This window comes from Ureibacillus galli, assembly GCF_014836845.1.
In the GTDB taxonomy this organism is placed as follows: domain Bacteria; phylum Bacillota; class Bacilli; order Bacillales_A; family Planococcaceae; genus Ureibacillus; species Ureibacillus galli.
Genome location: NZ_JACSQA010000001.1, coordinates 1 through 21557, shown reverse-complemented (window position 1 = coordinate 21557; position 21557 = coordinate 1). Strand labels below are relative to the sequence as shown.

Sequence of the window (21557 nt, the reverse complement as noted above, 5' to 3'; positions counted from 1 at the left end):
ATATATCAAAAAAGGGGGAAGACGATGGATATCCAATCGTTAAAATTTTTTCGAGCTGTCGCAGCGTCAGGTAGTATTTCAAAGGCAGCGAAAGAATTAAACTATGCCCAGTCAAATCTCACAGCAAAAATTCAACAATTGGAAAGTAATCTTCAAACGACGTTATTTTATCGACACAATCGAGGGACGACTCTTACGGATAAAGGGAAACTATTACTAGCTTATACAGATAAAATATTTCAACTGTTAGAAGAAGTAAAAGAAGTAATGAATGATGATGGTGTACCAAAGGGACCTTTAGCGATTGGTTCAATGGAGACAACTGCTGCGGTTCGTTTACCCGCATTGCTTTCAAAGTTCCATCGTGAATATCCGGATGTTGATCTTACATTAAAAACTGGTCCGACAGAGCAAAATGTTCAAAGTGTTTTACAATATGAATTGGATGGCGCCTTTGTTGCAGGTCCTATTGAACATCCAGAACTTTCTTGTCAAACTTTTATAGAAGAAGAGTTAGTGCTTGTTACAGATCCGTTTCATCAACCTTTAACTTCGTTAAAAGAAATACAAAATCGAACGATATTAGTATTTCGTAGTGGCTGTTCTTACCGAGCAAGATTTGAAAAATGGTTACACTATGAAGGGGTGATACCAGAAAAAGTAATGGAGTTTGGAACTCTTGACGGAATTATTGGTTGTGTATCTGCCGGGCTTGGTATTAGTTTACTTCCTCGTAGTGTAGTAGCCAAACATGTGAAAGAAGGAGTGCTTGTCCAACACGATATTCCTGAACAATTTGGAAAGGTGAAAACGATTTTTATTTACCGGAAAGATAAGTATTCGTCTACTTCACTCGAGAAAATGATAGAAATGTTGAGCAGTGAAAGGTAGGTTTGGTTTAAATTTACTCTGATGTAAACGGCAATTATAAAAGATATAGGAAGTAAACTACATATCACTCCATTAATAAGGGATTAAATAAAATAATAAATATCTAAAATGAGGGTTATTGTATTAAACTTATAGGAGATTTTAATTTTTCAGTATAAGCTGAAAATATATTATTTCTATTCTAGGAGGAGAAAATATGGAAGTATTTGCAGAATTTCTAGAGAAAATCGAAAATATACAACATCGGGAACGAACAGAAGAAGTTTTAAGGTGGGTAAGTGAAAAATATCCAAATTTAACGCCAGTAGTTAAATGGAAGCAGCCTATGTTTACCGACCACGGTACATACATTATAGGCTTTAGTGTAGCGAAACATCATTTAGCTGTTGCCCCTGAAGAGGCGGGGATTACTCATTTTACGGATGAGATAATGCAGGCTGGATATAGTCACACGAAAGGACTAATTCGATTCCCATGGAATAGCCAGATTGATTACGCATTACTTGAAAAAATGATTGATTTTAATATTTTTGATAAAGCAGACTGTTCAACCTTTTGGAGGTAAAAGAAAATAGAAAAGAAAATAGTATTTTCAAAATAGAGGGATTACCATCCATTTGGCGCAATTTTATAAATAAATTGTGCTCTTTTTAATGACTAGGAATAATTTGAATTGGATATTTATGTTAAAATTAATGGACTCCCATATAAATAAAGTTGAAATGGTAGTTATCTAGTAATATATCTATAGGTAGGTGTTTAAAATAGATAAATTTTTAAAATGGTTCTTAACGTCATTTGTATTAGGATTAATAGGATTAACAGCAGCATTTTTCGTGCAAGATATTGCTAGTATAAATGGTGAATTAAATCAAAGTATTTTATTAGTTTGTACGATAACTATATATTCATTCTCATTCTAATATCGTTATTTAGTATTATTAAAGCTAATTTTAGAAGAATGAGAAGTGAATTAATTATGTCTGCATTTGTTGTAATCATTCCTTTGACTGCATTACTAATAAATAGCGTATTTTTTATAATTTATTTTGTTGGTAAGTAGTTAAATAGCGGTTAGTTACTTAATCAGCAATCCTCATAAAGCGAGGATTGCCAAAATTAAATACTAGCTACTTTCTTTCTGTTAATTAAACCTTGTTTGTGCAGTTTATCAAAACGGTATTCAGGACAATGTTCACAAGCTCACACTTTAAAATATCATGTGAGTTTCATTTTCTTGAGGCGATTGTATTGTATAGGTCAATTTGTTCAACCTTTGAGAATTGGTATCGAATAACTATAATTAACAAGTTATATTCAAATTTTTAAGCAACCAAGGTTTTATCAAAGGCAGTACCGTTACAGGTTGCATTGCTTTGGTGTGATTCATATCATCCCCTTTTATAATCTCTATATCCCATCCATTATGTTCTAAATCTAATTTATTTTTTTGAAGTATACCGATAATATCTACCGTTAAACTGCCAAAGTTTTCTCCATAAACAATTGTATCTTTATCTCCAGCAAACGCTAATCTTGGTATAGCTAATTTATGTTGAATTATTCGATCATCAAACTCCTTCAAATTTTTATACATTGTAACAAATTGTTTAGTTTGATTCGTGTCAATCTTTACCTGTATGTTATCCCACTCACCATTTTCGGGATTAACATCATTATATTCGTTCATAACAGGAGAATTTTGATTAAACAAAGCTTGTTCGTATGTTTTATTTGTTACTACCATCATTTCTTTATATGGACCATTTAATGGCGGAAAACCACCCATGATTAAGCTTTCTAATCGATCTGTCCGAATAGCTAATTGTAATCCAACTAAAGCTAACCATGAATATCCATAATAGCTAAACTTTTGTACTTTCATTTCATCAGCAATTTTTATTAAATCTTTTACTATATTTTCAGGTGTGAGATTCTCAGGGCTCGGATGTTGCAAACGGTGTCCTTCGTAGTCGAAATATAGAATCTGAAAATTGTCCACGAGTCCTTCAATAAAATGTTTTCCTAATTCGGGGTCTACTCCCCACATTTTTAAGTTTTCAGCTTCTTGTCCATAAACAGATTCTTTAGCAACTGGAAGCATGATTGTTGGAGTGTCGGGATTCCCAACTAAACCAACCTTTAATTCTGATTCATCCGTAAGTTTTATGTTCTTCTCCATTTTTATCACTCCTAAAATGTTTATACTATTATCGTATAACATTCATGCAATATTTCGGTTTTCCGCCTTTTCGCCCTTATGTATTGGGATTTAATTCGGAATATGTTAATGTAGCACTTGAAGGTTTTACTTTAATAGAGGAGGCTATAAATGGAGTCTTACACCCCTAAACAAATTGCAAACGCCTTAAATGTTAGTACAACAACTTTGAGAAGATATGAAGAACAAGACCTCATCCCTGTTGTACCAAGAACGGATAGTAATCACCGTTTTTATAAATCAATTCACTTCCAAGCTTTTGCTACCATTAGAGCCTTGCTAAAAGGATATGACATACCGATTGTTTACGAAGTTATGAGAATGATTAAAAATTCAAGGTTTGCAAAAGCCTTATGGCTAGTGAATGAACAGCAATTCCATATACAAGTGGAAAAACAGCGAGTGGAAGAAATTCTCACTATGATTCAAAATACTGAATTGACTCAATATAAAAAAGTAAAATTAAATGAATGGATGAGTATTGGAGAGGCCGCAAAAATAGCGGGAGTAAATACTTCAGCTATCCGACATTGGGAAAATGAAGGATTAGTCCATTCAGAAAGAAATAAAGAAAACGGTTATCGAATGTTTTCGATACCTGAGCTTCGAAAAATATTGATTATAAGCAGTTTGAGAAAAACGGTTTATTATATAGAAAATATGAAGATATTATTAAACGACTTAGACACAGGAAACTACGATAAAATTGAACGTTCCTTCCAGGTAGCATTGGAAAATCTGAACAATAAATTATTACTTCAATTAAAAGGGATTGCTAAACTGATGAAATATATAGACATTTACCAAGAAGTAAATTCTTAAAAAAAGAGATAAGCCCACGCCTATCTCTACTTTCTTGACAATGTATCTATCCTATTAGTTTGATGATCTAATAAAAAAACTAAAAACTATTGTTCAATCTATATACCAAATAACTTACTTTAGAAATTATCATAGTTTAACATTTAAAAGATAATTCTACTTTTTTTCTGAAGACCCTCATTTTCACTTAGAAAATCAATGATTATGGAAAGAATAAGCAGTATCTTTCTTTTAAAATATCTAACACTTCTTCTGGCATTTCTCTAATTTTAATATCTTCACCAAGGAAAAGTAACCAATTTGTGAATTCAATCAGTTCTTCTGTTTTATTTACATTAATAAAAGTTTTTAAAATTGCTGTCGTTTGGTAAGGATTTGTATAGGAAATTGAAACTTTGAAAGGATGATACTTTTTGTATTGGGAAATTGCTTTAGGGCCTATTTCAAGGACAAGATTGAATATTTCCTGATTGCTTAATTTTTCTAATATCTTTTTCCTACTTACTCTTTTTTTAGGCGAATAGGCAATGACATCGGTGAGATTGTCGACAGGAAAAATTTGTTTCCTTTCTTCTTTTAAGTCAAAGCCTTCAATCATCCAAACACTTTTTTCTTTATATAGATACAAAAGATAAATTGGATAAGTTTTTATGGCATCCTCTTCATTAATGGTAATCTGTAAATAGTTATCCAAAAGTAAAATTTGAATGAGTTTTTCCAACATAGGGTGGGGGAGGTCAGACAGCTCCAGTAAATCAGGATTATTCGGATTGGTTCCTTCAAATAGTAAAATTTGATTTAACAGTACAAGATCATCCTGTTGGTTTTTTGAAATTAAACCGAGTAATTTTTCGGCTAAAGATTGACGACTTTTTAGATAAGGAAGTTGTTGGTTTCTAGTAGCCATAAAGGCGATGAAAAGAGCTTTTACCTCATTATCGGTAAAACGAACTTCGGGAAGGACCGAATTGTGCATGACAAAATAGCCTCCATCCCTTCCTACTTCAGCCACAAGTGGCATCCCCATCGCCTCAATTTCTCGAATATCCCGAATAGCCGTCGAACGAGAGATGTTGAATTCTTGCATGAGTTCTGAAATTGTAAAATGGGCGCGGTTGTTTATATACCGCATGATGATATTAATTCGTTCAACTTTTTTCATTTCTGCTCCTAAACAGTATCATTTTTTGACATGATTTAAGTTTATCATAAACGTATCAAGTGAATGAGTCAAAATCATTTGAATAATTTTAAAAAAGGAAGGTTATGAAAATGGAAAATTACAAATTAGAAGAAAAAGAAAGTTTTATCGTTTTAGGTTTTGGAACGGAGCTAAAAAGCAATTATACAGATTTTGCCGGTTTAAACAAAGAAAAAGCGGATTTTTGGAAAAATTTCAGTGAAGATGGAAAACTCGATGCATTAAAAGCCATTGCTACGAATAATTACGTTTTTGCAGTGAATGAGGCAGTCAATAACAAGATGATGTATTATGCTGGCGTTATAACAGATAATGAGGCACCGGAATTAGGCGAATCGAGATTAATTCAATTTCCTAAAGGGGAATACCTTGTTGTAAAAGGCGAAGGAACGTCTATTAATGAATTGAATAATCAACTGACGGGCATTGCCTTTGGTCAAGTCTTGCCAGAAGCAAAGGATTTTGCCTATGTCGGTGGTCCAAATGCGACGGTTGAGATGGGTCAGCGCAATGGAATGGTTTTTGGCGAAATTTGGATTCCTGTCGTTAGACGATAAAATTACCGGAGGGATGGAAATGACTTCTATCGTTGATTTTAAAAATGTGTCTACAATTGGATTAGAATCTTCACCTGTAGTAGAAACATTAGCTGGTTTACGTGCTAATGAAGCCCGTTACTTTATGAACAAATACAAGCATGAATTTACGGTTGTTCCAGCTAGTGAAAGCCAAGATACCCTTGATTATGTGAACCGAATTTTAAAAGAAGAGCGGGATATCGAGTTTGCAGCGAAGCCATTAGAAACATCACGTTTTCAAGTGGAAAACATTCAATTCGCCTATGTTTTCTATGAAGATGGTCTTGTGGTCAATATTATGTATACCGTGGATGACCCAAAGAAAAGAGCGGTTGGTTTTAAACTTTCGGAAGGGATGGAAGTACCAAAAGAGTTAGATGGGAAGTTTAAATTTGCAAGGCAAAAATCAAAACTAGCTGGAACAATTAGAGGATCGTTTTTTGTTATTAAAGGCGAATATTAAAGTACACAAAATATCTATTACATTAAAGAATAACTCGGTTATTTATTGTTCCACGAGTGAAAACATATCGTATTAGGACTGTGATTATCATTCAATTATATCGTTAGAGAGCGCAATTGCCGGAGGTGAAATTGTGCTCTTTTTTTATACACTGGACTACTTAATTAAAAGTACTTCGTCTGAATAGTGAAGTTGATTGTTATGAAAATTGCAACAATACCATTCCGATATGGTAGGATAAAAGCATATTCGTTAGAGTGGAAAATGAGATGGAAAAGGTTAATGGTATTGAGTCCGAAAAATTTAGGAAAATAAGTTGTTTTCTTCATATTAAATAAAAAAGAAAAGGGATTAAAAATGACATTACAACAATTAAAATATGTGATTGAAGTAGCAAAAAGTCGTTCGATTAATAAAGCTGCACAAAATCTGTTTATTAGTCAACCTAGCCTATCCAATGCAATTAAAGAGTTGGAGGAAGAAGTCGGGATTACGATCTTTTTGCGATCAAACAAAGGGATATTGATTACGCCTGAAGGGTCGGAGTTTTTAGGCTATGCTAGGCAAGTCGTAGAGCAGGCAGAACTTTTAGAGAATCGGTATACGAATACTAGATCTCCGCAACAACATTTTTCAGTATCTGCACAGCATTATGCATTTGCAGTTAGTGCCTTTGTACGGCTTTTAAAAGAATATGACCCAGAAGAGTACGAGTTTAGCCTACGAGAAACAAAAACATATGAAATTATTGATGATGTAAAAAATTTACGAAGTGAAATTGGTATTTTATATGTAAACGAATTTAATCAAAAGGTCATTCACAAGTTTTTAAGGGAAGGAAATTTACAATTCCATGAGCTGTTTACAGCAAATCCCCATGTGTTTATTAGCTCAGCAAACCCTCTATCTGAAAAGGATTATGTGACTTTATCCGATTTAGACCCCTATCCTTATCTTTCCTATGAGCAGGGAGATTATAATTCTTTTTATTTTTCGGAAGAGATTCTTAGTACCCTTTCTAGACCGAAAAATATTCGAGTGACGGATCGTGCAACGTTGTTTAACTTACTTATTGGATTAAATGGTTATACCATTTCAACTGGGGTGATTAGTCATAAATTAAATAGTAAAGACATTATCGCTATTCCTTTAAAAGTAGATGAGCAAATTCATGTTGGTTATATTACCCATAAAAATGTTACAAATAGTACGTTGGCTAATACGTATATTCAATATTTAAAAGAGTCAATTGAGGAAGAATTACAATCATTATAGTTTGAAGCTATAACGAGGAATAGATTTTTTGTGTTACGTTATAATAATTCCCCTATGCTACACTAGCTTTACATCAAGAGAAGAGGATTTTAATAAAAGGAAAGAGGGAGATCACATTATGACAACAACACTTGTAAAAGCTCCGTTTAGAGCAGACCATGTAGGAAGTTTATTGCGCCCAGAAAGAATTCATAAGGCAAGAAAGGATTTTCAAGAAGGTAACATTACTAAACAAGAACTACATACGATTGAAACAGAAGAAATCAAAAAAATTGTTGATAAGCAAATTGAAGTTGGGCTCCAAGCTGTTACAGACGGAGAATTTCGACGAAGATTTTGGCATACGGATTTTCTTGAACATTTAAATGGTGTAGAAGGATATGTCCCAAATCATGGTTTTGCCTTTAAAGGGGAAGAAACGGAAAGATATGATGTGCGTGTTGTAGGGAAAATTTCATTTAACCCAGATCACCCACATATTAAAGATTTTCTCGAATTTAAAGAAATCGTCGGGGATCGGGCCGTTGCAAAACAAACAATCCCAAGTCCAAACCAATTATTTAACGCAGGAATTCGTAACTTAGAAATTTATCCAGACATTGAAGAATATACAAAGGATATTATCCAAACATATCGTGATGCAATCAAAGCATTTTATGATGCGGGTTGTCGTTATTTACAACTCGATGATGTCTATATTGCTGGTCTAAATGCACCTGAAATACCATTTAATGATAGCGGCTATTCTCGTGAAGAATTAATTGATTTAGCACTACGAGTAGTAAATGGGGTGTTGGAAGATAAACCAGAAGATTTAATTGTTACGACTCACCTTTGTCGTGGAAATTACCGCTCTAAATGGGCGTTTGAAGGAAGTTATGCGAAAATTGCGCCAACACTATTTGCAAAAGAAAAAGTAAACGGATTTTTCTTAGAATATGATGATGACCGTTCTGGTGACTTTGACCCATTAAAGTATATTCCGAACGGTGGACCACAAGTAGTACTTGGCGTGTTCACATCTAAACATGGAGAATTAGAAGAAAAAGAAAATATTAAAGCTCGAATAGAAGAAGCAACAAAATATGTGCCATTAGAGCAATTATGTATTAGTCCACAATGTGGATTTGCTTCTACTCATCACGGAAATATTTTGACTGAGGATGAGCAATGGGCGAAGTTGAAGTATATTGTCGATATTTCGAAAGAGATTTGGGGATAAGTTTTTAGCGAACACCTTTTACAAGGCTGTTCGCTTTTTTATTATCATTGATCTTTTAAATCAAGACAAGAAAAAGAGCTATGGGACGAAATCACAAATTGAATCATTATCACTTTGCTTAGCCAGTTCATACGATAGATGGGAGTAGCGTATGAAAGGAGCAAAAAATGGGTGACTTACTTTCTTTAATGCTATTAGGCTTTGCAGTTAGTCTTGATAGCTTTACGGTTGGATTAACATATGGAATGCGAAGAGTTAAGATTCCGTTCAAATCATTTATGATTATCTTTTCCTGCACTTTCATTATTTTATTATTGGCTATGGGAATCGGTTCGGTTATCGAATTGTTCATTTCCTATGAAGCGGCGGAAAGAGTTGGTGGGTTGATATTAATCGTTATCGGCATCTGGGTCTTGTATCAATTTATAACATCCAACAGTAATTCAAAACGAAGACAAAGCGATATGAAAGTTATTCAAATTGAAGTGAAAAGATTAAGGCTAATTATTAAAATATTAAAAAAGCCTTCGGAAGCTGATTTTGATCGTTCAGGAAGTATTAGTAGTATCGAGGCACTGTTTTTAGGATTAGCGTTGTCATTGGATTCATTCGGTGCTGGTATTGGTGCGGCTTTAATAGATTTACCTCCAATTTTATTTTCAATCGTCGTAACCGTTTCAAGTGTCATTTTTGTAATAGCAGGGATTAATATTGGTTTAATCTTTAGAAATATGAACTGGATGAAAAAATTATCATTCTTACCAGGCATAGCCCTTATATTAATTGGACTATTTAAAATGTGAAGATAGATTCTAAATAGGATAAATGGTGCTGTTTTAAAAGTTAGCATACAAACTTTTAAAACAGTATTTTATTTTGTAAAAACATACTATTCTTTTTTAATTAATGCCATAGATGTTGATTCACCTAGTTGGAATCTATTCATTTTTGCTTTATAAGATAAAAAATGAACATTCAATATTTAGGGGATATAGAACAACTTTCTATAATGTTAATTTAGTTACAATTGAAAAATCTCACATAATTATCCATCCCATACATATAATTTATTGTGCTATACAAAAAGATGGTTGCTGTAATGGAAAGTAAATAGATAAGTGAACGAGTCAAATGGGAAAACAAAATAAGATTTAGTTTGTATTTTCCATTGGTGAAAACAAAGCATAGTCTCCTTTTGTCTTACTAGAAATGATTAGAAGGTATAGTAAAGTACATTTGCCAATAAGAACAATACGAATTACAAGGATATGGGGGATTTCTAATGAACGTAACAGAATATTACCGAGAACCTATACAAAAAGTAATGAACGATTTGGATGTAACGGAGCATGGATTAACGGATTTTGAAGTTCGGACGAGACAAAAGAAGTATGGATATAATGAAATACAAGAGAGCGAACGGAAAAGTATAAGTCAAATCTTCCTTGAACAGTTTAAAGATTTTTTAGTCATAATTTTAATGGTCGCTGCTTTAATTTCTGTATTTTTAGGGGAAGTGCAAAGTTCAATCGTTATTTTGGTCGTTGTCATTTTAAATGCGATACTAGGCACTGTTCAACAAATTAAAGCAGAAAAATCTTTAGATAGCTTAAAGGAAATGGCCGCCCCTATCGCAAGGGTACTTCGAAATGGACAAGCAACGGAAATCCCTTCAAAAGAGGTTGTTGTTGGCGATATTCTTATTTTAGATGCCGGGGATTATATTAGTGCAGATGGTCGAATTATTGAAAGTCATAGTTTACAAATTAACGAGAGTTCCCTAACAGGGGAGTCACTCCCTATCGAAAAAGAAGCAAATGTTATTAATGTAGCGGAAGTGGCACTTGGTGACAAGACGAATATGGTCTTTTCGGGCAGCTTCGTAACAAATGGTCGAGGAAAAGCTATTGTAACATCTATTGGTATGAATACGGAAATTGGTAAGATTGCAAACTTGCTTGATAGTGCAAAAGAAAAGAAAACACCTCTTCAAATTAGTTTAGAACATTTTGGTAAACGTCTTGCAATAGGGATTATAATCATTTGTTTCATTATATTTGGCTTAGATATTTTGCGCGGTCGCGAATTAGGTGATTCATTTATGTTTGCAGTTTCTTTAGCAGTTGCTGCCATTCCTGAGGCATTAAGTTCAATCGTGACAATTGTATTAGCATTTGGGACACAAAAAATGGCGAAAGAAAATGCCATTGTTCGAAAACTCCATGCAGTAGAAAGTCTTGGGAGTATTTCAGTAATTTGTTCTGATAAAACAGGGACGCTAACTCAAAATAAAATGACTGTCCAAAAATTATATATAAACGAAAAAGTAATGCAACATGATCAATTGCAAATAAGTAATGAACTTCATCACACATTCCTTCATATGGCTTTATTATGTAATAACTCCGTTGCGTTTACCGATAAAGAAATTGGGGACCCAACAGAAATAGCCCTAGTCCGTTTAGGAAATCAATATAATATTGATGAACTTCATATACGGAAGCAGTTTGAGCGATATGGTGAAGTACCTTTTGATTCAAATCGAAAATTAATGAGTACTCTTCATCGAGTAGGTAATCGATATGTTATCATTACGAAGGGAGCTGTAGATGTACTGCTTTCTCGTATTGTGAAAATTCGGACTTCCCAAGGAGTTTCGAACATTACGAAACAACAACTCGATGCCATTAAACAAGTAAATAGTAATTTCTCTAACGAAGGATTACGAGTACTCGCATTAGTTTATAAAGAAGTGAATTCTATTAAAGTAAGTACGAAAGATGAGGATGGCTTTATTTTTCTTGGTTTGGTTGCAATGATGGATCCTCCTCGAGAGGAATCGAAACAAGCCGTAGCAGATTGCATAAAAGCGGGGATTAAACCTGTAATGATAACAGGGGATCATAAAATTACAGCTGCCGCTATTGCGAAACAAATTGGCATTTTAAAAGACCCATCTGAAGCAATTGAAGGGAAAGAAATTGAACATTTATCAGATAAAGAATTGAGAGAACAAGTTGAAAACTTCTCTGTTTATGCGAGGGTGTCACCGGAACATAAAATTCGGATTGTAAAAGCTTGGCAGGAAAAAGGGAACGTTGTTGCAATGACGGGAGACGGTGTCAATGATGGTCCAGCGTTAAAGCAAGCTGACATTGGGGTTGCAATGGGGATTATGGGCACAGAAGTTGCAAAAGATGCCTCATCGATGATTTTAACCGATGACAATTTCTCAACTATTGTTAAAGCAGTTTCTAATGGTCGTAGTCTTTACGAAAATATTAAAAATGCAATAAGGTTTTTATTATCTGGAAATACAGGAGCAATATTAGTTGTTTTATATGCAACACTTTTTGCATTACCAGCTCCATTTACACCGGTTCATTTATTATTTATTAACTTGCTAACCGATAGTTTACCAGCAATTGCAATCGGTTTAGAGCCACATAGTAAAAAAGTGATGGAAGAAAAACCTCGAAATATCCATGAACCGTTATTAAATAAGAGCTTTGTTTCGCAAATTGGTTTGGAAGGGTTACTCATTGCGGCGGTTACGATTATCGCTTTCCAAAGAGGGTTGATGACTGGTGATACGACAGTTGCGAGTACGATGGCGTTTGCAACATTATGTTTATCGAGATTGTTCCATGGCTTTAATTGTCGTTCAAATGAATCTATTTTTAAAATAGGACTATTTTCAAATTTATCCGTTTGGATCGCCTTCCTTATTGGATTTGTACTATTAAACGTGGTGTTAATTGTAGGATTATTCGAAGTAGCCATATTAGATCGTACCCAATTATTAACGATTTATGGACTTGCCATTGTACCGCTCATTATTATTCAGTTTCATAGACTTTATTTTAAAAAATAAAAAAAATTATATGAGAAGGTCTTTCAAAAAAGATGGTCAAAAATGGATCATCTTTTTTATTTATTAATCGTTACGATGGGTAGAACAAATATAGATAAAAATAGTTCAAATAATAAGTAAGTTACTGTGAAATTATGGCTAAAAAACAAGAGATTAACTTTCAAATACTTTATAATAAATGAAAGGAGTGTATTATAAATGATTGTACAAATGACAAAACAAGAATTTGATTCGTTAAATGATGAAGCTCTATTTCATGCATGTTTTAAACCGCTAATTTTGGATTATAAACACAGAATGGCTCAAGAAAATAGCACGATGGTAAAAGTACATTTTTATAAAGAGCTTACTTCGGGACAAAAAGCATTGTTTGTTTTTCATATATATTATGATCATGTAATTGAATCTGAAGCTGAGTTCTATTGGTGGAGTGCTTATTTTATAGCTCAACCAAAAATTTGGTCTGCCATTAAAACTGGATTACAATATTTTGGGGAGGGGAACATGTTCCACCTTCTAGAAGAAACGGAATCTGTTATTAAAAGGCATAACGGTCCGAGTAGTCTGGAAAAGTTTGTTGTTAAACGGGAAGACCTTCAGAATAATAAGGAACTTTCTGAGTCCATTAAACCTTTGTATTCCAACTTTAATGAAATAGCTAATCTTACTATAAAGAGAATAAGTGATTTTATTCGATTCAATCATGAAGACTTCATAAAAATTATTGATTAATAGATTTCATAAGTCGGGCACCGTTTTTTTATAAGGGTGCTCGTTTTGTTTTTTTAGAAAAGGAATACTAGGCATTAATTTCTTAGATTAGTAAATAAAGGATGAACTTTATCCCTTAAATACCCATAGTCACCTTTAAAAGCTCTACCTGTTTAAGTCCTAATTCTGACTTATATTAATTCTTAACCCTCTCTATTGACTTTTAGCAAATACGTGCTAGAATGATAGTTGACTTTATCGAGTTGAAGCGTTGAAGTTTAAAGCGTGAAATTACATCATCTAGGAGTTTACAAAATGTTTTCTATTGAGGCAAAAACAAAACCGTCATTATTCGAAGCATTATTTATTGTAATAATAGTTATTTCAATCATTTCGATTGCGATAGGAAAGTTAGGTGCTGTACCACATATTCCTATTCTTTTATCGATTACTCTTCTCATTTTTTACGGTTTACTAAAACGTGTGCCATTTAAAGTGTTAGAAGAAAGTATGAGATCTGGAGCTATTACTGGAATTGGAGCTATTTATATTTTCTTTTTAATAGGTATATTAATCAGTAGCTGGATATTAAGCGGTACAATACCAACGCTTTTATATTTGGGTTTCTCTCTCGTATCGGCTAGTTTTTTTTATGCGATTGTATTTATCATTACAGCGATTATTGGTACAGCAATCGGAAGTTCATTGACGACTGTAGCGACGATTGGGGTTGCTTTTATAAGTATTGCAGGAGCTATTGATGCATCGCTTGTCTTGACTGCTGGCGCTATTGTATCTGGTGCGTTTTTTGGCGATAAAATGTCTCCATTGTCAGATACAACCAATTTAGCTGCGAGCATTGTCAATATTGATTTATTTGAACATATAAAAAATATGAGTTGGACAACGATTCCTGCGTTTTTAATAAGCGGTGTCCTATATGCTGCTTTATCCCCTTCAGTTGAAGAAGTAGATAACACAACTATTGCGTTCTATCAGACTAGTTTACAAGATGCAAATTTTGTGCATTGGTATGCCATTGTTCCTCTGCTCGTCTTGATTGTTTGCACATTGAAAAAAGTGCCGGCATTTTTAACACTTATTGTTAGTTCCCTTGTAGCACTTTTCTTATCAATTTTTCATACTTCTTTATCAGTTAGTGATTACTGTGCAATTTTATATAATGGATATGTTTCTGAAACAGGAGTTGAAGTGATTGATTCACTCTTAACTCGTGGTGGTATCAGTAGTATGTTCTTTACAATTATGCTTGTGGTGCTTAGCCTCAGTATGGGTGGGTTATTATTTGCTCTAGGTATTATTCAAACATTGCTTAGTAAAATTGAAATTTTATTAAAATCTGTTGGTGCATTGATTACAGGGACGGCTTTTACCGCAATTGGTATTAATATAGTAGTTGGAGAACAGTATTTATCGATTTTATTAACAGGGGAAGCCTTTAAGAAACAATATAGAGAATTAGGTTTACATCCGAAAAATTTAAGCCGGGTAATGGAAGATGCGGGTACAGTCGTTAATCCGCTTGTCCCTTGGAGTGTTTGTGGTTTATTTATTACCTCAATGCTTAACGTTTCCGTGATTGACTATTTGCCTTTTGCGTTCTTTTGCTTACTGAGTCCAGTCCTTACCATCATTTTCGGATGGTTAAATCTGACAATATCAAGAAACTAAACATACTAAGTAGTACAAACCGAAGCCATGGTTTGTGCTACTTTTTTTATAGTAGACATGAAGGAAGGTCGACCAGCTTCTATTATTATTTAGAGTCCGTATTTTAAACAGACCAACTTCACAAGCTTATTTGCATAAACAAAGTAGCAATATTAACCGAGATCATATGCCTTCTAAAAAAATAATTAAATAGGGATTTACATTAGAAAAGATTTGTAAAGTAGATGGATTACCTGGAGAAAGTAAAAGTAAAGTTTTTAGTAGTTCAACAATCGTACGCTATCCTTGAAATGATTTGCACCGCAAATGTTAGACACAATTCTAACATTTGCGTGCAAATCAATAAGGATTGCGCTTTTTTATGTAAAGGAAAACTAGAGTCTCATGTTTTTTAAGTATTATTATTTTTGACTAAAAGCAATTTTCAAACCGATTAGTGTAAATAAAGATCCTTGAATCATGTTAATTTTTTTAGAGATTGAATTGTTTTTACGTAGGAAATTACCTACTTTACTAGCAAAAATACTTATTAAAGTGAAGATGACGAAAGATTGAATTAAAAATATGATTCCAAAGATGAGCATTTGAATCGGGACATGACCATTCTCATAGTTAATAAATTGTGGGAAAAAAGCTAGGAAAAACAAGGAAACTTTAGGGTTTAAAACGTTCATGATAATCCCTTTTTTGTATAAAGATTTGTAGTCTAAATTGTCTTCGTTATGAAGATGAAAACTAGAACTTTTTTCTCTAAATGATTTATATGCTAAAAATAACAAATATGCCGCGCCTGCATATTTCACTACCGTGAAAGCAAAGGCAGATTGATAAATGACTGCTGATATTCCGATTGTTGCAGCAGTAATATGAACCAACAATCCTGTGCAAAGTCCAAGGGTAGTAAAGATACCTGCATTTTTACCCTTTGCTATACTTTGGGCCAAAGTGAACAAATTATCTGGTCCAGGCATTAAGGTAAGAACGATTGCAGCACCTAAAAATGATAGTATAGATAGGATGTCCATATTTATCCCTCCATTTTTTAAAGTTAATTATATTATAGACGTATGTAATGGTATACCAAATTTTTTCGATTATAGTTATGAATTTGGAAAAATCCCAATATTGTGAACTTTAGTTACCAGTTGTATCCACTCCCGAAAAAAGTAATTAAATTAGAACGTTCGTTCAATTCAAAGGAGTATTAGTGATCTTGGGAAAAAGTGTTATAACAGTGATAATGCTAGGAGGAACATTATGGAAAACGCAGCCTTGATATTTTCTCAAAAAGGCTACAATCAAACTTCTATACAAGACATTTCAAAAGCTTCTGGTTATAGTAAAGGACACATTTATTATCATTTTCAAAATAAAGAAAAGCTCTTTGTTTTATTAGCACAAAATTCGATGGAAGAATGGTATACAAAATGGATGGCAAAAGAAGCCTTCTATTTTACAACAACAGAGAAACTTTATGGAATAGCAATGCATGTCCTCTATAATTACCTGACCCCTTTATTTAAAGGCGGTCAAGAACTTGCTGTAAATCCTACCTCACGTATTGAATCTGTTAAGGGATTTAAGAGATAGACCATTTGAATCATTTTTGGTTGATAGGTAATGTAATTAAAAAAATTTTCAGAAAAATATTGTTTTCTCGTGTTATCCTTGTTATCTTTAAAATACAAATAAACGTATTTCGTACTTTTGTACGCAGTACGTACAAATGGGAGGTTTTACATGGAAGCGCATACAAAGGATAAGGTGGCGGCAACTACAGTGGAAGCTGTCCCTAATTTATTAACGCCGCCGGAAACATTCAGTCAAAAAATGAAGCAAGTTGGGCCGGGAATCGTTGTAGCAGCTACTGGGGTAGGTACTGCAGACTTAGTTACATCGATCGTAATCGGAACACAATTTGGTACGACATTTATATGGGCCATATTAGTTGGTTCCATTTTAAAATACTTCTTAAATGAAGGAGTAGGAAGATGGCATTTAGCATCCGAACGTACGATGGTTCAGGGATGGCATCAACTTGGTAAATGGGCTACTGGTTACTTTGGTGTTTATTCCATCATTTGGGGGTTTGTTTACGGGGCAACCGCAGCATCAACATCCGGAATGGCGATGCATGCTATATTCCCGAGCATACCGTTATGGGCATGGGCTGCCATTCATGCCGTTGCAGGATTTTTACTTGTATGGTTTGGTAAGTATCAAGTAGTCGAAAAAGTAATGACCGTACTAATCGGGATTATGTTCCTAACAATCATCGGAACAGCTTTATTGTTTTTACCAAGTTTCGGGGACTTCATGAGTGGTTTCGTTCCACGTGTTCCAGAAGGTTCATTTATGTTAATGATGGGCTTAATTGGTGGTGTAGGTGGTACAATAACGATGGCTTCCTACGGTTATTGGTTAGCTGAAAAGAAATGGACAGGACCAAAATGGGTATCGACGATGCGCATTGATTCGAAAGTCGCTTATATTTTAACAGGGATTTTTACAATCGCTGGGTTAATTATTGGTGCTGAGTTTTTATTTGGAACAGACGTTAACTTACGGGGAGATCAAGGGCTGATTGATTTAGCCGGTTTGTTAGGTCAAGAGTTTGGAGAGCCGATGAAGTGGGTTTTCCTAGGTGCCTTTTGGTCAGCAGCCTTTTCTTCATTGCTTGGAGTTTGGCACGGTGTTCCGTATTTATTTGCCGATTTTGTACAAACAATTCGTGAAAAGAAAGATGCACCACGGAAGCAAGTTCATGAAACGGATAAAGCTTATCGTTTCTTCTTATTCTGGTTAACATTCCCACCAATGATTCTTTACTTCTTTGGTAAACCAGTAGAACTTGTGATTATATACGGTGCTCTTGGTTCATTATTTATGCCGTTCTTAGCGATTTCCCTATTAATCTTGTTAAATTCGAAGAAAATTGATCAACCATTACGAAATAAAGCATTACCTAATATAGTTTTAGTTGCCTGTGTTGCAATGTTTGTATATTTAGGTGCTAATGAATTAATTAAAATAATTTTCGGTTAAGAATATCAGCAACTGTTCAGTACAGTTGCTGATTTTTTTATGTGCAAAATAGATATGATTGGGTGCAAAATTTGTTTTTCATCCAATTCAATGGAGGTGAGATCGCTCTTTTTATGTTTTATTAAATAAAAATTTGGATAATGATAAATAATATGTTTCTTTCTTTTCAAAACTATTATATTATCTAATATGTAGATAGGTTTTATCGAAAAAATAGATTAATTAATGATGTCTTAAAAGGAGTATCATATTATGATGACGACAGAATTTCGTATTGAAAAAGATTTTCTAGGTGAAAAGGAAATACCGAAGGATGCCTATTATGGTGTTCAAACGATGAGAGCAGTCGAAAACTTTCCAATTACGGGTTATCGTATTCATCCGGAACTTATTAAATCTTTAGGTATCGTAAAAAAAGCTGCTGCGCTAGCTAATATTGAAGTGGGTATGTTAGGAAAAGAAATTGGGCAATACATTATTCAAGCTTGTGAAGAAGTGATTGAAGGGAAATGGAATGACCAATTTATTGTAGACCCAATTCAAGGTGGAGCAGGTACGTCCATCAATATGAATGCAAACGAAGTAATTGCAAACCGCGCGTTAGAATTAATGGGAGAGGAAAAAGGGAACTATAAATTAATTAGTCCGAACAGTCATATTAATATGTCTCAATCAACGAATGATGCATTTCCTACTGCAACCCATATCGCAGTACTAAGCTTAATGGATCAATTGTTAGATGCTACTAAAAAAATGCAAAAATCATTTGTTGCAAAATCGAAGGAATTTGCTGGTGTTATTAAAATGGGTCGGACACATCTTCAAGATGCAGTGCCTATCTTATTAGGACAAGAATTCGAAGCATATAGTCGTGTTGTTTCACGTGACATTGATCGCATTTCCCTTTCAAGACAGCATTTATATGAGGTAAATATGGGAGCAACTGCGGTTGGGACGGGATTAAATGCTGATCCAACTTATATTGATGCAGTCGTTCGAAATCTTAGTGAACTAAGTGGCTTCCCATTAAAAGGTGCTGAACATTTAGTTGATGCAACTCAAAATACTGATTGTTATACAGAAGTGTCCGCTACATTAAAAGTTTGTATGATTAATATGTCAAAAATCGCAAATGACTTACGTTTAATGGCTTCTGGTCCAAGAGATGGTTTATTTGAAATCGTTTTACCAGCTCGCCAACCTGGTTCATCGATTATGCCTGGTAAAGTAAATCCTGTAATGGCTGAAGTAGTCAATCAAGTGGCGTTCCAAGTAATGGGGAATGATTTAACTATTTCTGCAGCATCTGAAGCAGGTCAATTTGAATTAAATGTTATGGAACCAGTCCTATTCTTTAATTTAATTCAATCCATTTCAATTATGAGTAACGTCTTTACTGTCTTTACGGAAAAATGTTTAGATGGTATTAAAGCAAATGAAGAGCATTTAAAAGAGTATGTTGAGAAAAGTGTCGGCATTATTACAGCAGTAAACCCTCATATTGGATACGAACTTGCTGCTCAAATTGCAAAAGAAGCGATTGCTACTGGTGCATCTGTACGTGAACTTTGTTTAAAATCGGGTGCATTAACAGCCGAGCAACTTGATATGATATTAGATCCTTATGAAATGACTCATCCTGGTATTGCAGGTGGCAGATCTTTAGTAAATAATTGAGTTTTTGATTAAGAAAACAAATAAGGAAATAGTAGAATCAAGAACTATTTTAATGAAATGTTAACTTAACTTTTAAAAAATGCCTTTATATTGGATTTGGAGAAAATAACCAATCATCCAATATAAAGGTTTTTTGCATTGAATAATTTAAATACAACACTAGTTAGTTAGACAAAATTCATAATGATTTTAAGAAGAGGCTGGGACAAAACCCACCTCTGAAATGAAAAGCCGGTGAAATTTTACGATAAGTAAAATTTCACCGGCTTTGATTATTTTAAATAAAAACAGTCATGAGTTTTTCACACCCAACCCTAGCATGAAAATAAGTACCTTCGGTTCATAATGGTAATGACACAAACAGGATGTAAGATGTGGGTTTTTTTGGTGGCGTTGACCCTGTAATAAAAACTGTTTGAGTGAATTTGGTGTTCAACCCTTTGTTAGCTCCGCTTATTAGTAGGATGACTACGTACAGAAAAATGCTTATGTTCAAATTCACTCACTGTTTGTGATCATCATGTATCGGAGTGATTTTATGGAGGTGGTTTAGATGTACATTCAGAAACAATTGTAGCCTGTGTTATTAAGGGGAATCGTGAAGACGACCTGTATACAGAAATCGAGACATTTCCAACACTCACAAAAGATTTGTTTCGACTTTTAAAATGGTTAGAGGGGCATGAAGTTACACACATTGCAATGGAAAGTACGGGTGTGTATTGGAAACCTGTTTTTAACATTTTAGAGGATTTCTTTGATATCACCTTAGCGAATGCACAACGGATTAAAAATGTACCTGGAAGAAAAACGGATGTTTCAGATGCAGAATGGATAGCGAAGTTATTACGTCATGGTTTGATTGAAAAGAGCTTTGTTCCCCCTGTAGATATTCGTGAACTAAGAGATTTAACAAGACTGCGTAAAAAGTGGATTAGTCACTTGGTTTCAGAGAAGAATCGAATACAAAAGGTATTAGAAAGTTCAAATGTCAAACTAAGTACAGTTATCTCAGATGTATTCGGTGTATCAGGTCGAAAACTATTAAATCGATTAATTGAACAAGGCTATGTCGATGAAGTAGATGTGGAAAAAGATATTCATGGAAAGTTGATTCCGAAAAAACAACGGATTACAGATTCTCTATTTGGAACAATTAATGAACATCAAATCTTCCTAATTCGTCAATCTTGGCAACATATTCAATACTTAGAAACTTTAATTTCAGAAATTGAAGAACGGATGGATCAACTCCTACAAAATTATCAAGAAGAGCTACAGCTGTTATGCATCATGGGCAGGCGTTTCGCCTGGTAATCACGAAAGTGCTGGGAAAAGGAAAAGTACACGTACAGTGAAAGGAAATCCTCATATTAAATCCGCCTTGTGTGAAGCAGCTTGGGCTGTATCTAGAAGTCGAAATCGATGGCTAGCAAACAAATATTGGTCACTCGCCTCACGAAGAGGAAAGAAAAAAGCACTCGTTGCGATCTCGCATCGAATGCTCCGGGCTATTTACTCCATGTTGATGAACAAGGAGCCATACAAAGAACCCCAAGTAATTTAATATAACCATAAACAAATAATTTTATACAAAGTTACCTCTGAACAGGTAGCTCTGCTTTCTTATTGGCTTTTTTAGGTCACTTTAAGAATTACCTAATATAAATAGTATTATTCAAAGACCGAAGGTTTGATTTATTTTCACAGAAAAATAAGGACCACTTCTGATAAAATTAAGTCACCATAACAAAATTATACAGAAAGAAGGATCCTTATGTTTAAAGATTATAACATGAATCAACTCGTTTTGCCTTTAGATTTAGAAGTAAAATTACAAAATAATGATATTGCTTTCCATATCCATCATCTAGTTGAAAGTATC

The 21557-nt window shown here is 34.0% G+C and carries 17 protein-coding genes and 1 pseudogene; 15 read left to right on the top strand and 3 right to left on the bottom strand.

Annotation, left to right across the window (positions count from 1 at the left end; all coding sequences use genetic code 11):
- The first annotated feature begins 24 nt into the window (after window positions 1–24).
- Window positions 25–891, top strand: a complete 867-nt coding sequence (locus H9636_RS00090) for a LysR family transcriptional regulator (protein ID WP_191705631.1) — start codon at window positions 25–27, stop codon at window positions 889–891.
- 196 nt (window positions 892–1087) lie between these two features.
- Window positions 1088–1456 carry an iron chaperone gene (locus tag H9636_RS00085; RefSeq protein ID WP_191705630.1) on the top strand — a complete coding sequence of 123 codons (369 nt, stop codon included), beginning with the start codon at window positions 1088–1090 and terminating at the stop codon, window positions 1454–1456.
- Window positions 1457–2194: 738 nt separating this feature from the next.
- Here the strand turns inward: H9636_RS00085 and H9636_RS00080 are convergent.
- On the bottom strand, window positions 2195–3073 hold the full coding sequence (locus H9636_RS00080; RefSeq protein ID WP_191705629.1) for an alpha/beta fold hydrolase: 879 nt from the start codon (window positions 3071–3073) through the stop codon (window positions 2195–2197).
- 150 nt (window positions 3074–3223) lie between these two features.
- On the opposite strand from H9636_RS00080, the gene H9636_RS00075 reads away from it, so the two are divergent.
- The gene (locus tag H9636_RS00075; RefSeq protein WP_191705628.1) at window positions 3224–3934 is read left to right on the top strand and encodes a MerR family DNA-binding transcriptional regulator; all 711 of its coding nucleotides are present in this window, start codon (window positions 3224–3226) and stop codon (window positions 3932–3934) included.
- Window positions 3935–4136: 202 nt separating this feature from the next.
- Here the strand turns inward: H9636_RS00075 and H9636_RS00070 are convergent, their stop codons facing one another.
- Window positions 4137–5096: a helix-turn-helix transcriptional regulator gene (locus H9636_RS00070; RefSeq protein ID WP_191705627.1), complete on the bottom strand. Its 960-nt coding sequence runs from the start codon at window positions 5094–5096 to the stop codon at window positions 4137–4139.
- A 110-nt stretch (window positions 5097–5206) separates the two neighbouring features.
- On the opposite strand from H9636_RS00070, the gene H9636_RS00065 reads away from it, so the two are divergent.
- The 8 genes from H9636_RS00065 (at window position 5207) to nhaC (ending at window position 14950) form a co-directional block, all read left to right on the top strand.
- The gene (locus H9636_RS00065) at window positions 5207–5692 is read left to right on the top strand and encodes a GyrI-like domain-containing protein (protein ID WP_191705626.1); all 486 of its coding nucleotides are present in this window, start codon (window positions 5207–5209) and stop codon (window positions 5690–5692) included.
- A 19-nt stretch (window positions 5693–5711) separates the two neighbouring features.
- Window positions 5712–6176, top strand: a complete 465-nt coding sequence (locus H9636_RS00060) for a phage tail protein (protein ID WP_191705625.1) — start codon at window positions 5712–5714, stop codon at window positions 6174–6176.
- A 357-nt stretch (window positions 6177–6533) separates the two neighbouring features.
- Complete coding sequence (locus tag H9636_RS00055; protein WP_191705624.1) at window positions 6534–7451, top strand: LysR family transcriptional regulator; 918 nt, start codon at window positions 6534–6536, stop codon at window positions 7449–7451.
- 118 nt (window positions 7452–7569) lie between these two features.
- Complete coding sequence (locus H9636_RS00050; protein ID WP_191705623.1) at window positions 7570–8673, top strand: 5-methyltetrahydropteroyltriglutamate--homocysteine S-methyltransferase; 1104 nt, start codon at window positions 7570–7572, stop codon at window positions 8671–8673.
- Window positions 8674–8840: 167 nt separating this feature from the next.
- The gene (gene ytaF, locus H9636_RS00045; RefSeq protein WP_191705622.1) at window positions 8841–9476 is read left to right on the top strand and encodes a sporulation membrane protein YtaF; all 636 of its coding nucleotides are present in this window, start codon (window positions 8841–8843) and stop codon (window positions 9474–9476) included.
- A 479-nt stretch (window positions 9477–9955) separates the two neighbouring features.
- Entirely contained in the window at window positions 9956–12547 is a 2592-nt protein-coding gene (locus tag H9636_RS00040) for a calcium-translocating P-type ATPase, PMCA-type (protein WP_191705621.1), read from the top strand.
- 198 nt (window positions 12548–12745) lie between these two features.
- Window positions 12746–13279 (top strand): hypothetical protein, encoded by a 534-nt coding sequence (locus H9636_RS00035; protein WP_191705620.1) that lies wholly within the window; start codon window positions 12746–12748, stop codon window positions 13277–13279.
- 294 nt (window positions 13280–13573) lie between these two features.
- Window positions 13574–14950, top strand: coding sequence for a Na+/H+ antiporter NhaC (gene nhaC / locus H9636_RS00030; RefSeq protein WP_191705619.1), 1377 nt, complete (start codon window positions 13574–13576; stop codon window positions 14948–14950).
- Window positions 14951–15351: 401 nt separating this feature from the next.
- On the opposite strand, the gene H9636_RS00025 is transcribed toward nhaC, so the two are convergent.
- Window positions 15352–15975: a LysE family translocator gene (locus tag H9636_RS00025; RefSeq protein ID WP_191705618.1), complete on the bottom strand. Its 624-nt coding sequence runs from the start codon at window positions 15973–15975 to the stop codon at window positions 15352–15354.
- A 232-nt stretch (window positions 15976–16207) separates the two neighbouring features.
- Here H9636_RS00025 and H9636_RS00020 point away from each other — a divergent pair, with 232 nt between their 5' ends.
- The 4 genes and pseudogenes from H9636_RS00020 (at window position 16208) to H9636_RS00005 (ending at window position 21239) form a co-directional block, all read left to right on the top strand.
- The gene (locus H9636_RS00020) at window positions 16208–16540 is read left to right on the top strand and encodes a TetR family transcriptional regulator (protein ID WP_191705617.1); all 333 of its coding nucleotides are present in this window, start codon (window positions 16208–16210) and stop codon (window positions 16538–16540) included.
- A gap of 150 nt (window positions 16541–16690) precedes the next feature.
- Complete coding sequence (locus tag H9636_RS00015) at window positions 16691–17995, top strand: Nramp family divalent metal transporter (protein WP_191705616.1); 1305 nt, start codon at window positions 16691–16693, stop codon at window positions 17993–17995.
- A 252-nt stretch (window positions 17996–18247) separates the two neighbouring features.
- Window positions 18248–19672 carry an aspartate ammonia-lyase gene (aspA, locus tag H9636_RS00010; RefSeq protein WP_225229989.1) on the top strand — a complete coding sequence of 475 codons (1425 nt, stop codon included), beginning with the start codon at window positions 18248–18250 and terminating at the stop codon, window positions 19670–19672.
- Window positions 19673–20242: 570 nt separating this feature from the next.
- Window positions 20243–21239, top strand: a pseudogene (locus tag H9636_RS00005) (IS110 family transposase).
- Window positions 21240–21557 lie beyond the last annotated feature (318 nt).